This is a genomic window from Cedecea colo, from assembly GCF_011808225.1.
GTDB lineage: Bacteria > Pseudomonadota > Gammaproteobacteria > Enterobacterales > Enterobacteriaceae > Dryocola > Dryocola colo.
The window spans coordinates 725,010-740,331 of the sequence record NZ_SOYS01000001.1; the positions used below are offsets into that span (position 1 = coordinate 725,010).

Here is a 15,322-nt window from a genome sequence, read left to right on the forward strand (position 1 = left end):
CGTTTTTATCACCGCTCTGACCAGAAAACCGGCGCTCATCATCACTTATTTTGGGGTGCGGGCCAGAGTGCGATACACTTTGGCTATCACCTTTGAAAACTCAAAAACTTATGCGCGGAATTATCCCCTGCCTCTTACTTAGTCTGAGCTGCCTGAGCGGCGTGGCGCAGGCAGCTACGCCCGATCGCAAGCCTGAAGACATTCGCAAGAGCGGGTTTGTTTATTGTGTTAATGGCCAGGTTAATACCTTTAACCCGCAGATGGCGAGCGGTGGCCTGACCGTGGATACGCTTGCCGCACAGCTTTATGACCGTCTGCTGGATGTCGATCCTTATACTTATCGTCTGGTGCCGGAGCTGGCGCAAAGCTGGGAAGTGCTGGATAACGGCGCCACTTACCGTTTTCACCTGCGCCCGAAGGTACAGTTCCAGTCAACGCCCTGGTTTAAACCAACCCGGGCGATGAATGCCGATGACGTGGTGTTCAGTTTTCAACGCGTTTTTAATCGCAATCATCCGTGGCACAACGTCAACGGCGGAAACTATCCCTACTTCGATAGCCTCCAGTTCCCTGATTCGGTAAAAAGCGTCCGCAAGCTGGATAACAATACCGTCGAATTCAGGCTGGAAAAACCGGATGCCTCTTTCCTGTGGCATATGGCGACCCATTACGCTTCGGTGATGTCGGCTGAATATGCCGCCCAGCTGACTAAAACCGGTCGTCAGGAATTGATAGATCGCCAGCCGGTGGGCACCGGCCCGTTCCAGTTAAGCGAGTACCGGGCCGGCCAGTATATCCGCCTGGCCCGCAATCCCAGGTACTGGCGTGGCGTGCCGCTGATGCCGCAGGTGGTGCTGGATTTAGGATCCGGCGGCACCGGGCGCTTATCTAAGCTGCTGACCGGCGAATGCGACGTGCTGGCTTACCCTGCCGCCAGTCAGCTGACGATCCTGCGTGACGATCCGCGCCTGCGCCTGACTTTGCGTCCGGGAATGAACATCGCTTATCTGGCTTTTAATACCAATAAGGCGCCGATGAACAATCCTGAAGTGCGTCATGCGCTCGCTTTAGCGATTAACAACCAGCGCCTGATGCAGTCTATTTATTACGGCACGGCGGAAACCGCCGCGTCGATTTTGCCGCGCGCCTCCTGGGCGTACGACGGCGATTCTAAAATTACCGAATACAATCCTGAAAAAGCGCGCCAGCGTCTTAAAGCGCTGGGGATTAATAACCTGGAGCTGCGCCTGTGGGTGCCAACCAGCTCCCAGGCCTGGAACCCAAGCCCGCTGAAAACCGCCGAACTGATTCAGGCCGATATGGCACAGATTGGCGTGAAGGTGATCATCGTGCCCGTCGAAGGCCGCTTCCAGGAGGCGCGCTTGATGGATATGAACCACGATCTGACGCTGACCGGCTGGGCGACGGACAGTAACGATCCGGACAGTTTCTTCCGTCCGATGCTGAGCTGTGCTGCGATTCGTTCACAAACCAACTATGCCCGCTGGTGCAATTCGCAGTTCGACAGCGTGCTGCAAAAAGCGCTCGCCTCTCAACAGCTCGCCTCGCGCATCGAGGCCTATAACCAGGCGCAGGATATTCTGGCTAACGAACTTCCCGTGCTGCCGCTGGCCTCTTCGCTGCGTCTGCAGGCCTACCGTTATGACATCAAAGGCCTGGTGCTCAGCCCGTTTGGCAATGCCTCCTTTGCCGGTGTTTCTCGTGAAGACGTCGAGGTGAAAAAACCATGATCATCTTTACCCTGAGGCGTTTGTTGCTGCTGCTGATAACGTTGTTGTTTCTCGCGATAGTCGGCTTTAGCCTGAACTACTTTACGCCGCATGCGCCTTTGCAGGGCGCGTCTTTGTGGAACGCCTGGGTGTTCTGGTTTGAAAGCCTGCTGCACTGGGATTTCGGCGTTTCCAGCATTAATGGACAGTCCATTAATGAACAGCTGCGCAATGTTTTCCCGGCCACCATGGAACTGTGCCTGCTGGCCTTTGGTTTGTCGCTGCTGATTGGCATCCCCGTGGGCATGCTCGCGGGTATTACGCGTAACAAGTGGCAGGACAAACTGATTGGCGCCTTAGCGCTGCTCGGTTTTTCTATTCCGGTTTTCTGGTTCGCCCTGCTGCTGACGCTGTTTTTCTCGCTTACGCTTGGCTGGTTCCCTGTCTCCGGGCGTTTCGATTTGCTTTATGAAGTGAAGTCCGTCACCGGTTTTGCACTGGTGGACGCCTGGCTTTCCGACTCGCCTTATCGGGATGAGATGATCGTAAGCGCCGTGCGGCATATCATACTGCCGGTGATTACGCTTGCCGTTGCTCCCACGACGGAAGTCATTCGCCTGATGCGCCTGAGCACCAGCGAAGTGTTCGATCAGAACTATATAAAAGCGGCGGCCACCCGTGGCTTATCGCGCTTCACCATCCTGCATCGTCACGTGTTGCACAACGCACTCCCGCCGGTTATTCCACGCCTGGGCTTGCAGTTTTCCACCATGTTGACGCTGGCGATGATCACCGAAGTGGTCTTTAGCTGGCCGGGACTTGGGCGCTGGCTTATTAACGCCATTCGCCAGCAGGATTACGCGGCTATCTCCGCGGGCGTGATGGTCATCGGTTCGTTAGTGATTATCGTTAACGTGCTTTCCGATATTTTGGGTGCTATGGCTAACCCGCTGAAACATAAGGAATGGTATGCCTTACGATAGCGTCTACCGCGAGAAGCGGCCGCCGAGCACGCTGCGCCTGACCTGGCGGAAATTCTACGGCGATACCACGGCGATGGTTGGGCTCTACGGCTGCGGCGCGCTGGTTCTGCTGTGCGTGTTTGGCGGCCTGTTTGCCCCTTACGGTCTCGATCAGCAGTTCCTTGGCTATCAACTGCTGCCGCCGTCATGGTCCCGCTATGGCGAAGTCTCCTTCTTCCTCGGTACAGACGATTTAGGCCGCGATGTGTTGAGCCGTCTGTTAAGCGGCGCAGCTCCCACCGTTGGCGGCGCTTTTGTGGTGACGCTTGCAGCAACCGTCTGCGGCGTAGTGCTCGGCGTGGTGGCCGGGGCAACGCACGGCCTGCGCTCCGCCGTACTTAACCATATTCTTGATACGTTGCTTTCTATTCCTTCGCTGCTGCTGGCGATCGTTGTGGTGGCGTTTGCAGGCCCGCACCTTACGCACGCTATGTTCGCCGTCTGGCTGGCGCTGCTGCCGCGCATGGTTCGCTCGGTGTACAGCGCGGTGCATGACGAGCTGGAAAAAGAATACGTCGTGGCCGCCCGTCTTGACGGCGCCTCAACGCCCAATATTTTGTGGTTCGCGGTGATGCCGAACACCGCCGCAAGTCTGGTCACGGAAATCACCCGTGCGCTGTCGATGGCGATCCTGGATATTGCCGCGCTTGGCTTTTTGGATCTCGGCGCGCAGCTCCCCTCTCCGGAATGGGGAGCGATGCTTGGCGACGCGCTGGAGCTGATTTATGTTGCGCCCTGGACCGTGATGCTTCCGGGGGCAGCGATTATGCTTAGTGTATTGCTGGTCAATCTGCTGGGCGACGGTCTGCGCCGGGCGATTAACGCGGGGGTGCAATAATGCCATTACTTGATATCCGCAATCTGACCATCGAATTTATGACCTCAGAAGGCTGGGTGAAAGCCGTTGACCGCGTCAGCATGACGCTCAGCGAAGGCGAAATTCGTGGCCTGGTGGGTGAGTCTGGTTCAGGTAAGAGCCTGATTGCCAAAGCTATCTGCGGCGTGACCAAAGACAACTGGCGGGTTAGCGCAGACCGCATGCGCTTTGATGATATCGACCTGTTACGCCTCACCGCAGCCCAGCGCCGTCGCCTGGTTGGCCATAACGTGTCGATGATTTTCCAGGAGCCGCAGTCGTGTCTCGACCCGTCAGAACGGGTGGGTCGTCAGCTTATGCAAAACATCCCCGGCTGGACTTATAAAGGCCGCTGGTGGAAACGCTTCGGCTGGCGAAAACGCCGGGCAATCGAGCTGCTTCACCGCGTGGGGATCAAAGATCATAACGACGTGATGCGCAGCTTTTCGTATGAGCTTACCGATGGCGAATGCCAGAAAGTGATGATTGCGATTGCGCTGGCGAACCAGCCGCGCCTGCTGATTGCCGATGAGCCGACAAATGCTATGGAGCCGACCACGCAGTCGCAAATTTTCAAGCTGCTGACCCGGCTTAACCAGTACAACAACACCACGATTTTGCTTATCAGCCACGACCTGCAAATGCTCAGTAAATGGGCGGATAAAATCAACGTGATGTACTGCGGGCAAACGGTGGAAACCGCTACCAGCGAGGATCTTATCGCCACGCCGCACCATCCGTACACCCAGGCTTTGATTCGCGCCATACCGGATTTTGGCAGCCCGATGCCGCACAAAAGCCGGCTGAATACGTTGCCGGGCGCCATTCCCCTGCTGGAACATCTGCCGATTGGCTGCCGCCTGGGGCCTCGCTGCCCTTATGCCCAGCGCAAATGTATTGAAACGCCTCGCCTTGAAGGGGCAAAAACACATTTATACGCCTGCCATTTCCCGCTGAATATGGAGAGTCATTAATGGCCGAAACGCTGCTGGAAGTGCGCAATTTAAGTAAGACGTTTCGCTACCGGACGGGGCTGTTTCGCCGCCAGCATGTCGAGGCCGTGAAGCCGCTGAGCTTTACCCTGCGCGAGAAGCAGACGCTGGCGATCATCGGCGAGAATGGTTCCGGGAAATCAACGCTTGCGAAGATGCTCGCCGGGATGATTGAACCTACGAGCGGCGAGCTGGTGATTGACGATCATCCGTTGCGCTTTGGCGATTACTCGTACCGCAGCCAGCGCATCCGCATGATTTTCCAGGACCCGAGCACCTCGCTCAATCCCCGTCAGCGTATTTCGCAGATTCTGGATTTCCCGCTACGCCTGAATACCGATCTGGAGCCGGAGGCGCGTCGGAAAAGAATTGTCGAGACGCTACGCCAGGTAGGATTGCTGCCCGATCACGTCAGCTATTATCCCCACATGCTCGCACCAGGGCAGAAACAGCGCTTAGGGCTTGCGCGCGCGCTGATCCTGCGCCCGAAGGTAATTATCGCGGACGAAGCGCTGGCCTCGCTGGATATGTCCATGCGTTCGCAGCTCATTAACCTGATGCTCGAACTTCAGGAGAAACAGGGCATCGCCTATATCTACGTGACGCAGCATATCGGCATGATGAAGCATATCAGCGACCAGGTGATGGTGATGCACCAGGGCGAAGTGGTGGAGCGCGGCAGTACGGCGGACGTGCTGGCCTCTCCGCTTCACGAGCTCACCAAACGCCTGATCGCCAGCCACTTTGGCGAAGCTTTAACCGCAGACGCGTGGCGAAAAGACCGTTAACACAGGCACGACCTCTGGCGACGCGATAACCACCCGGCCCCCGGCTGGAAAAATAACGTGACACAACCCGGCGTCAGTGGGATATAATTTCAATTTAGTGTTGAATAATTGTGACTAATCGTGGGTAACAACATGATTATACAGTCATAAAATTAGCAGAAACTATAAGGATTCAAAGCTATGGGTTTTCTTTCCGGTAAACGCATTCTGATCACTGGCCTCGCCAGCAAACTGTCCATCGCCTACGGTATCGCTCAGGCGATGCACCGTGAAGGCGCGGAACTGGCCTTCACCTATCAGAACGAAAAACTGAAAGGCCGCGTAGAAGGTTTTGCTGCCGATCTGGGTTCCAGCATCGTACTGCCGTGCGACGTTGCAGAAGATGAGAGCATCGACGCGCTGTTTACCGAACTGGCGAAAAGCTGGCCGAAATTTGACGGTTTCGTTCACTCCATCGGTTTCGCACCGGGCGATCAGCTGGATGGCGATTATGTCAATGTCGTTACCCGTGAAGGCTTCAAAATTGCTCACGACATCAGCGCTTACAGCTTCGTTGCGATGGCTAAAGTGTGCCGTGAAATGCTCAACCCTGGCTCTGCGCTGCTGACTCTCTCCTACCTGGGTGCAGAGCGCGCTATTCCTAACTACAACGTTATGGGCCTGGCTAAAGCTTCTCTGGAAGCTAACGTGCGTTACATGGCGAACGCGATGGGACCTGAAGGCGTGCGTGTTAACGCCATCTCCGCAGGCCCAATCCGTACTCTGGCAGCAAGCGGTATCAAAGATTTCCGTAAAATGCTGGCACACTGCGAAGCGGTCACGCCGATTCGTCGTACCGTTACTATCGAAGATGTGGGTAACTCCGCGGCCTTCCTGTGTTCTGACCTGTCTGCCGGCATCTCCGGTGAAGTCGTTCACGTTGACGGCGGCTTCAACATTGCAGCAATGAACGAGCTGGAACTGAAAGACTAATTCCGCCCGTTTCGGGGCGGGCGTCCGCCTGCCCCGTTAACCTCCTGTTTTACTTCCCCATATACCATTCCGATATTTATTATCACCGATCATTCTTTGGTCCCTTTCCGCGCTTGCGCCAGGATAAAGCAGCGAACCAGGTCTCCCTCCCTTTACCGACCTGTTAACTCTTTGACCAAGGAACGACCATGGAACAACGCCAAATTTTGGGCAAAAGCCACTGGTATCACGAAACCCAGTCCAGTCTCTGCCCGGCGGATGTACTGCCGTTGGTTCCCGAAGCGGCGCACGCAGACCGCTTTTTACTCGACCTTAATTTAAGTCCGCAACAGCTTGCCGACGAACAGGCGTGGATAACGGCAGCCCGGAGCGCCAGCGAGACGCTCTTGCCGGAAAACGTCCCGGTGACGCGGATGCATACTCTCAGCAGCTACGACCGCCTGAGCACCGCCCTAACCGTCGCGCAGGTTTACGGTGTGCAACGGCTTTGCAACCACTATGCGGCGCGTCTTGCACCGCAGCCGGGGCCCGACTCTTCGCGTGAGAGCAACCGCCGCCTGACGCAAATTACCCAGTACGCTCGCCAGCTTGCCAGCCAGCCGACGCTAATCGATAACGCGTCGCGCACTCAGCTCGATGAAGTTGGGCTATCGGTAAATGACATCATTACCTTCAATCAGCTGATCGGTTTTATTGGCTTCCAGGCCCGTGCCGTTGCCGTCTGGCAGGCGTTGCAAGGACTGCCCGTCCGCTGGCTGCCCGGCTTCGATACGTTGCAGGATGCTCCGGCCGACATTTTTACCGCTGAAGGCGCATGCTGGGCGGCGGATTTGCCGCCGGTGGAACTGCGTTACGCCCGGTCCGAACAGCTTGCAGCCTGCAATATAAGCCAGCCTCTTCGCCCGTTACAGGGCATGGAATGGCTGCTGGCGCACGACGCCCCTGCGCTTTGTGCGTTGGGTCAGCTAACCCGTCTGCTATGGCAGCCCGCTTCAGCCCATACCGACGAACAGACGCTGGTGATGCTGCTCTCCGCCAGAATCAACGGCAGTCCTTCCTGCTTCGCTGAAGCCACAAAGCTGTGGCGTGGCGATAGCGGCCTGCCCGATGCGGTGCGTAATGGTGAAAGAGCGCTGCAGGCCTGGAGTCATAACCATCCACGAGCGCGCGCCATTATTCAGGCGGTACAGCTGCTCACGCGCTCGCCTGACCGTTTCAGCGCCGCACATGTTCAACCCTTGCTGGAGCAGGGTTTTTCCGCATCGGAAGCGTTAAGACTGCTGGTCAGTTCAGGCCTCTTTGGCTGGCTAAATCGCCTGAAAACAGGCCTGGGCGGCAGGCCATAAGCATTGAATTTGGCGTGCTTTTACGGCAAACAGCGCTTGCCGCAGGGTGCGGATTCGCGTAAAACTGTCAGCCGCTCTTTTGGCCACGAAAACTAAACGATATGTTTCAGGATAACCCGCTGCTCGCGCAGCTTAAACAGCAACTGCATTCCCAGACTCCTCGCGCCGAAGGCGTGGTAAAAGGTACTGAAAAAGGCTTTGGCTTCCTCGAAGTTGACGCCAACAAAAGTTACTTTATTCCGCCTCCGCAGATGAAAAAAGTGATGCACGGCGACCGTATTAGCGCTGTGATCCACACGGATAAAGACCGGGAAACCGCTGAGCCAGAAGAGCTTATCGAACCGTTCCTGACCCGCTTCGTTGGCCGCGTGCAGAAGAAAGACGATCGCCTTTCTGTCGTGCCGGATCATCCTTTATTAAAAGACGCCATTCAGTGTCGTGCGGATCGTAACGTTAAGCATGATTTCCAGAATGGCGACTGGGCGGTGGCCGAAATGAAGCGCCACCCGCTCAAAGGCGACCGCGGTTTTTACGCGGAGCTGACCCAGTTCATCACCTTTGGCGACGATCATCTCGCGCCGTGGTGGGTTACGCTGTCTCGCCATAATCTTGAACGCGAAGCGCCCGACGGCGCCGCAACCGAAATGCTTGACGACGGTCTGGTGCGTGAAGATTTAACCGCCCTGAACTTTGTCACTATCGACAGCGCCAGCACCGAAGATATGGACGATGCGCTGTTCGTTGAAGAGCTGGCGGACGGCAAGCTGCAACTGACCGTCGCCATTGCCGATCCTACCGCATGGATTGCCGAAGGCAGCAAGCTGGACAACATCGCTAAAGTACGTGCCTTCACCAACTATCTGCCGGGCTTTAACATTCCGATGCTGCCGCGCGAGCTGTCTGACGACCTGTGCTCGCTGCGCGCCAACGTTTCCCGCCCTGTCGTGGCCTGCCGTATGGTCATCGAACAGGATGGCGCGATCGGCAGCGACATTCACTTCTTCGCCGCCACAATCGAATCCAGAGCCAAACTGGTTTATGACGACGTATCCAACTGGCTGGAAGAGAAAGGCGAATGGCAGCCGCAGAGCGAAGAGATTGCTCAGCAGATCCGTCTGCTGCAGCGCATCTGCCTGAGCCGTGGCGAATGGCGTCATCAACACGCGCTGGTCTTCAAAGACCGCCCGGATTACCGCTTCGTGCTGGGTGAAAAAGGCGAAGTGCTGGATATTGTTTCCGAGCCACGCCGTATTGCTAACCGCATCGTTGAAGAAGCGATGATCGCCGCCAACGTTTGTGCCGCCATTGTTCTGCGCGAAAAGCTCGGCTTTGGGATCTACAATGTGCATACCGGTTTCGATCCGGCTAATACTGAACAGCTGGCGACCATGCTCGCCGGCCACGGTTTTACCGTAGACGCGCAGGAAGTGCTGACGCTGGATGGTTTCTGCAAACTGCGCCGCGAGCTTGACGCGCAGCCGACGGGTTTCCTGGACAGCCGTATTCGCCGCTATCAGTCCTTCGCTGAAATCAGCACCGAGCCCGGCCCGCACTTCGGTCTTGGCCTGGAAGCGTATGCGACCTGGACTTCTCCTATCCGTAAATACGGCGATATGGTTAACCATCGCCTGCTTAAAGCCATCATTAAAGGCGAGTCAGCAACGCGCCCGCAGGATGAAACCACCGCCCAGATGGCAGAGCGCCGCCGTCTGAACCGCATGGCTGAACGTGATGTAGGTGACTGGTTATACGCCCGATTCCTGCACGATAAAGCCGGGACCGATACGCGTTTTGCCGCTGAAATCATTGACGTCAGCCGCGGCGGAATGCGTGTGCGTCTGGTTGAGAATGGCGCAGTGGCGTTTATTCCCGCGCCGTTTATCCACGCGGTACGCGATGAGCTGGTCTGCAGCCAGGAAAACGGCACCGTGCAGATTAAAGGCGAAGCCGTCTACAAAGTGACTGACGTTATCGATGTGACCATCGCCGAAGTGCGTATGGAAACACGCAGCGTTATCGCCCGCCCGGCTGCGTAAAACTACAATAACTACTCGCAAAGGCTGAATAAATTTTCAGCCTTTTTCTTTTTAGACTTCCTTGCTTTCTCGCTGAGATTTTTACCCTTTATTATCGACCACACGCCAGTAACTTCTTACTTTTGTTATAATTGCGCATCTTGACAGATAAGGCACGCTAAACGATCTTAACGTGCTGTGCCTTTAACCTTTTCGGGAAATTATGCAATCCATCTTCATTTTTCTGACGGTTAACACATATCTGCGGGTTTTTATCCGTCGCCGCTTGTTTAACACTGGCTTTATGTTGCTAATATAAATAGTAAACTGACGCGCCATGCACCGGTTCAGGAGAAAGCATGAAAGACGAGTTGGAGCAGAACCTGCTTTACCGTTATTTAGGGACAACCAGCCCATACTGGCGTTTGCCTGCAGACAGCAACGCTCTGCAGCTTGCCGCCCATGAAAACGCAGATGCCAGCCAGGTGATTGCGCTGAACCAGGAGCAGGCCGACGAAATACGTCAGATGACGGTGATCACCTCAAGCATCACCATGACGATATCCCTGTTTGGCAACGATGTGCCTGTCCATCTCGTGGGGCGTAAAGTGTCCCGGCGCGAATGGGCCGGAACGGCTTCAGCGTGGCATGACACCCCTTCCGTTGCACGCGATCTTGTGCAGGGGCTTTCTTTTGCCGAACAGGTGGTTTCTGAAGCGAACTCGGTTATCGTCATCCTGGATCGTCAGGGCAATATTCAGCGCTTTAACCGGCTCAGCGAAGAGTACACCGGCCTTAAAGAGCACGAAGTCATCGGGCAGAACGTTTTTAAGCTTTTTATGAGCCGCAGCGAGGCCGCCGCCTCCAGACGTAATATCAGCGGTTTTTTCCGCAACGGCAATTCCTACGAAGTTGAGCGCTGGATTAAAACCCGCAAGGGCCAGAGGCTGTTTTTGTTCCGCAATAAGTTCGTTCACAGCGGCAGCGGCAAAAACGAAATCTACCTGATTTGTTCAGGCACGGATATCACCGAAGAACGCCGCGCTCAGGAACGCTTGCGCGTGCTGGCGAACACCGACACCATCACCGGCCTGCCAAATCGCAATGCCATCCACGATCTCATCAGCGCCGCCATAGAAAATCGCGGTGAGACTCAGGTAGGGATCGTCTATCTCGATCTCGATAACTTTAAGAAAGTGAATGACGCCTACGGGCACATGTTTGGCGACCAGCTTCTGCAGGCCGTTTCGCTGGCTATCCTGAGCTGTCTTGAGGAAGGCCAGGTGCTGGCGAGGCTGGGCGGCGATGAGTTTATCGTGCTGGCAACCGACACGTCGCAGGCCACGCTTGAGGCGATGTCCTCCCGCATTCTCACCCGCTTAAAACTGCCCTTCCGCATTGGCTTAATTGAAGTCTATTCCGGCTGCTCGCTGGGTATTTCTCTCGCCCCGCAGCATGGCGAAGACCGGGAAAGCGTTATTCGTAACGCGGATACCGCCATGTATACCGCTAAAGAGAGCGGCCGTGGTAAATTCTGCGTCTTCTCACCGGAAATGAACCAGCGCGTCTTTGAATATCTGTGGCTTGATACCAACCTGCGTAAGGCGCTGGAAAACGATCAGCTGGTTATCCATTATCAGCCGAAAATAACCTGGCGCGGTGAAGTGCGCAGTCTGGAAGCGCTGGTGCGCTGGCAGTCTCCGGAGCGGGGCCTGATCCCGCCGCTGAATTTTATCTCCTATGCGGAAGAGTCCGGGCTTATCGTGCCGCTTGGCCGTTGGGTAATGTTAAGCGTGGTGCAGCAGGTGGCGAAATGGCGCGATAAAGGCATCAATCTGCGCGTGGCGGTGAACGTTTCTGCCCGTCAGCTGGCCGATCAGACTATTTTTAGCGATCTCAAACAGGCGCTAAAAGATTTAGATTTTGAATATTGCCCTGTCGATGTCGAACTCACCGAAAGCTGTCTGATAGAAAACGAAGAGCTGGCGCTGTCCGTTATCCAGCAGTTCAGCAAGCTGGGGGCACAGGTTCACCTGGACGACTTCGGCACGGGTTACTCGTCGCTGTCACAGCTGGCACGCTTCCCTATCGATGCGATTAAGCTCGACCAGGCGTTTGTGCGCGATATCCATAAGCAGTCCGTCTCGCAGTCGCTGGTACGCGCGATCGTCGCCGTCGCGCAGGCGCTGAATTTACAGGTAATTGCGGAAGGGGTTGAAAGCAAGAAAGAAGACGCCTTCCTTACCAAGAACGGCGTCAACGAACGGCAGGGATATCTGTTTGCCAAGCCTATGCCCGCTGCCGTATTCGAGCGTTGGCTAAAGCGTTATCTGGTGAGAACGGGACGTTAACTGGCTTTACGCAAAGCCGTCGAGATATGGCGGTTTTGCAGTTGTACCAGCCTTTCCATATAGGCGATATCCTTAGGTTGCAGGCTGAACGCAGCATCCACCCAGTCTTCCGTAATATCCATCAGCTCAGCACGCGGCAGTTGCAGCACGCGCTGCCGGGCGCGCAGCATGGCACGGACGCCATTCAGCTTAGGCTGGAGCGTGTCGATAAAGGTGCGGGTTGCCAGATAGCCCTGATCTGGTTCAAACAAGAGATCGACAAGGCCGTGCTGTTCGTACCATTCCGCGGTGTGTGATTCTCCTTTATAAATCAACTCCTCTGCGAGCTTCATTCCCGAACGGCGGGCAACCAGTGAATATCCTCCCATTCCCGGAAACAGGTTAAAGGCTATTTCCGGAAAGCCCATACGGGCATCGCGTTGCGCCAGCACAAAATGGTGTGCCAGAGCTGCCTCAAAGCCGCCGCCTAAGGCGCTGCCTTCCACCATTGCAAGACTAATAGCGCCGCTATCGAAACCGCGGGAGGCCGCATGAACACAGTCCACGCAGGCTCGCGCATACGCGCGCAACGCTTCACGCCGTCCCTGCTTAATGGTTTCAACGAAAAAGCCCAGATCGCCGCCGGTGTTGTACATACCCGGAACCAGCGAACCGGTTACCCAGAAATCGACGGCAAATCCCGAGCGTTGTACCAGATAACTCATGTTCATGATCTCTTCGATCAGCACATGGTTAAAGCACGGACGAGGCTGTGCGCGTAGCATCATCCATACCGTGCGGCGTTCTTCTTCGTAATAACCCGAAAGCTGGGTAAAGCGTGCGGTATCGGTAAACAATTTGCAGGTTGGTTGGTTTATCACAGTCATCTTTTTATCCTGGGTTTCAGGGTGGGAAAACGATCTAAGGCGCCTTAGATCGCGTTGCAAAGCAGTGGATTACCGCCGTGCATGCGCAAACTTTAGATATTGTTCGCAACAATTCACGGTAATTTTTTTGCTCTGCCAATTTCCCACAGCTTGATCGGTCAGATGACGAAATTGATAGATTATTTATATATATTTTGCTGAAAAGAGATGAAAAAAACGCCCATCACCATGAGCGTCTGTAAGATCGGTTTTTTATACAGGAAACGGCCCCGCAGGCGCAGGGCGTGCCAACAGGGAAATTAGCTTTTTGCTTTTTTCGGCAGCGTCTTCATCAGTTCATCCGGACTGATCGTCGCCACGATGCTGCCGGGCAACGGCATCTTCAGGATGTGATTTTTCATTTTGCCGATAACGTGCATCTCGCAGGGGCGGCAGTCAAATTTCAGGGTCAGCACTTCATCCCCGTGCACCAGCTGCATCGGCGTTGCGCGCCAGCTTTTGATATTGCCTTTCGCCTGTTTTGGGCAGAGGTTAAAGGCAAAGCGCAGGCAATGCTTGGTGATCATCACCGGTACATCGCCTTTCTCTTCATGTGCTTCATAAGCGGCATCAATAAGTTTCACGCCGTAACGCTGGTAGAACTCGCGCGCTTTGTGGTTGTAGACGTTGGCCAGGAAAGTGAGATGCTCATCCGGATAAACGGGAGCCGGAACGGAGACCGCTTTACGCGAGCCACGCTGATACTGCTGCAAACGCGCTTGCGTCAAAGCATCCACGGCGTCACGTCGCAGCTGGTTTAACTGGCCGTTCGGCACGAATAAGGGCGCAGGCAAAGTGATATTTACCGCCCGGGCGGAATACATAGTCTGCCCCAGTTTCGTCAGGCCATCGCGCAGGCTGTCATAGGCTTTCTGCGGGTTGTTAGCGGCTGCAAACTGGCCCTCAAGCGTGTGCGTTACGCTTGTACCCTCTTCGCTCGTCAGCGTCAGGACAAGCTGCTCTTCCCAACCGGACAGTTCCATATCCACCGCCACACGGCGTTCGCTGGAGGTTTTCAGCAACGCCTGCTGCCAGTTGTGGTCGAGGTTGCGGTTAAGCGGATGATGCGGCCGCACATTTTTCAGCGTGTCCGGCATCTCGTTTGGCCATACGCGGTACTGATTTTTACCGGTTTTCTCCACGGTGTTGGCGCGGAAGCCGACGATTTCACGTTTGATCAGCACGTTCAGCCCATCGCCGTTTGTCAGCGTGTTGGCATCGGTGACGGCGACGTCCAGATGATCTTTGCCGACTTTGAGCACCTCGCCCACCGGCAGGCCAACAAACTTAGGCGAATCGAACGCGCCGATATCAATTTTGCGCTCGTTAACGAAGTAGTCCGTGCTGCCGCGATGGAAGGTTTTGTCCGGCGAAGGGATAAAGAAATGCGAAGTTACGCCTGCGGAAGCGCGCCGCAGGTCCGTGCGATTTTCCATTAGTTCATCAAGGAGCTGGCGATAATATGCGGTGATATTCTTCACATAGCTCATATCCTTATAACGTCCTTCGATTTTGAAGGAGCGCACGCCCGCATCCACCAGCGCCGCAAGGTTCGCGCTCTGGTCGTTATCTTTCATCGACAGCAGGTGTTTTTCAAACGCGACAACGCGCCCCTGCTCGTCTTTCAGGGTATACGGCAGACGGCAGGCCTGAGAACAATCGCCACGGTTGGCGCTGCGCCCCGTCTGGGCATGCGAGATATTGCACTGGCCGGAGTACGCCACGCACAGCGCGCCGTGAATAAAGAATTCTATCGTCGCGTCAACGTTCTGATGAATGGCGCGGATCTGGTCCAGATTCAGCTCGCGAGCCAGAACTATCTGCGAGAAACCAACGTCGGAGAGGAACTTCGCCTTTTCCACGCTGCGGATATCGCACTGGGTGCTGGCATGCAGCTCAATCGGCGGCAGATCCATTTCCAGCACGCCCATATCCTGGACAATCAGCGCATCAACGCCTGCCTGGTAAAGATCGTGAATCATCAGCCGCGCGGGTTCCAGCTCGTTGTCATGCAGAATGGTATTCAGCGTGACAAAAATCTTAGCTCCGAAGCGATGGGCAAAAGGCACCAGTTCGGCAAGATCGCGCAGGCTGTTACCGGCATTGTGGCGAGCGCCAAAACCAGGGCCGCCGATATATACGGCGTCGGCGCCGTGCAAAATAGCTTCACGGGCGATGTCGGTATCACGGGCGGGACTGAGTAGTTCAAGATGATTAGCGTGCAGGCGCATAGTTCGTCGTTTTTCTGTTTGTAGGCGAAAGGCGGCTATTGTAGTCAGAAAGGACGGGTAAAAACAGAGCCCGCTTCGAGGTTGAGGACTTTCATAAAAAGATGCCCTAGCGGA

Annotated in this window: 11 protein-coding genes; 9 read left to right on the plus strand and 2 right to left on the minus strand. The window is 55.5% G+C overall.

The window, feature by feature from the left end; translation table 11 throughout:
* Positions 1 to 110 precede the first annotated feature (110 nt).
* The 9 genes from sapA (at position 111) to pdeR (ending at position 12,072) form a co-directional block, all read left to right on the plus strand.
* Entirely contained in the window at positions 111 to 1,751 is a 1,641-nt protein-coding gene (gene sapA, locus E2L00_RS03270; RefSeq protein ID WP_167606917.1) for an ABC transporter substrate-binding protein SapA, read from the plus strand.
* Positions 1,748 to 2,713 carry a putrescine export ABC transporter permease SapB gene (gene sapB / locus E2L00_RS03275; protein WP_167606920.1) on the plus strand — a complete coding sequence of 322 codons (966 nt, stop codon included), beginning with the start codon at positions 1,748 to 1,750 and terminating at the stop codon, positions 2,711 to 2,713. Before sapA ends, sapB begins: the two co-directional genes overlap by 4 nt.
* Positions 2,700 to 3,590: a putrescine export ABC transporter permease SapC gene (gene sapC / locus E2L00_RS03280; RefSeq protein ID WP_167606923.1), complete on the plus strand. Its 891-nt coding sequence runs from the start codon at positions 2,700 to 2,702 to the stop codon at positions 3,588 to 3,590. The genes sapB and sapC overlap by 14 nt, the downstream gene beginning before the upstream one ends.
* A complete protein-coding gene (gene sapD, locus E2L00_RS03285) occupies positions 3,590 to 4,582 on the plus strand; it encodes a putrescine export ABC transporter ATP-binding protein SapD (RefSeq protein WP_167606926.1) in 993 nt (330 codons plus the stop codon). The genes sapC and sapD overlap by 1 nt, the downstream gene beginning before the upstream one ends.
* Positions 4,582 to 5,388, plus strand: coding sequence for a putrescine export ABC transporter ATP-binding protein SapF (sapF, locus tag E2L00_RS03290; RefSeq protein WP_167606929.1), 807 nt, complete (start codon positions 4,582 to 4,584; stop codon positions 5,386 to 5,388). The genes sapD and sapF overlap by 1 nt, the downstream gene beginning before the upstream one ends.
* Before the next feature lie 180 nt (positions 5,389 to 5,568).
* Positions 5,569 to 6,360: an enoyl-ACP reductase FabI gene (gene fabI / locus E2L00_RS03295; RefSeq protein ID WP_167606932.1), complete on the plus strand. Its 792-nt coding sequence runs from the start codon at positions 5,569 to 5,571 to the stop codon at positions 6,358 to 6,360.
* 188 nt (positions 6,361 to 6,548) lie between these two features.
* Positions 6,549 to 7,706, plus strand: a complete 1,158-nt coding sequence (locus E2L00_RS03300) for a CMD domain-containing protein (RefSeq protein ID WP_167606935.1) — start codon at positions 6,549 to 6,551, stop codon at positions 7,704 to 7,706.
* A gap of 101 nt (positions 7,707 to 7,807) precedes the next feature.
* On the plus strand, positions 7,808 to 9,742 hold the full coding sequence (locus E2L00_RS03305) for an exoribonuclease II (protein WP_167606938.1): 1,935 nt from the start codon (positions 7,808 to 7,810) through the stop codon (positions 9,740 to 9,742).
* 338 nt (positions 9,743 to 10,080) lie between these two features.
* Entirely contained in the window at positions 10,081 to 12,072 is a 1,992-nt protein-coding gene (gene pdeR / locus E2L00_RS03310) for a cyclic di-GMP phosphodiesterase (RefSeq protein ID WP_167606941.1), read from the plus strand.
* Here pdeR and E2L00_RS03315 read toward each other — a convergent pair.
* The gene (locus E2L00_RS03315) at positions 12,069 to 12,938 is read right to left on the minus strand and encodes a crotonase/enoyl-CoA hydratase family protein (RefSeq protein ID WP_167606944.1); all 870 of its coding nucleotides are present in this window, start codon (positions 12,936 to 12,938) and stop codon (positions 12,069 to 12,071) included. The two genes, pdeR and E2L00_RS03315, sit on opposite strands and share 4 nt — an antisense overlap.
* Positions 12,939 to 13,237: 299 nt before the next feature.
* Positions 13,238 to 15,208, minus strand: coding sequence for a peptidase U32 family protein (locus tag E2L00_RS03320; RefSeq protein WP_167606947.1), 1,971 nt, complete (start codon positions 15,206 to 15,208; stop codon positions 13,238 to 13,240).
* Positions 15,209 to 15,322: the final 114 nt, after the last annotated feature.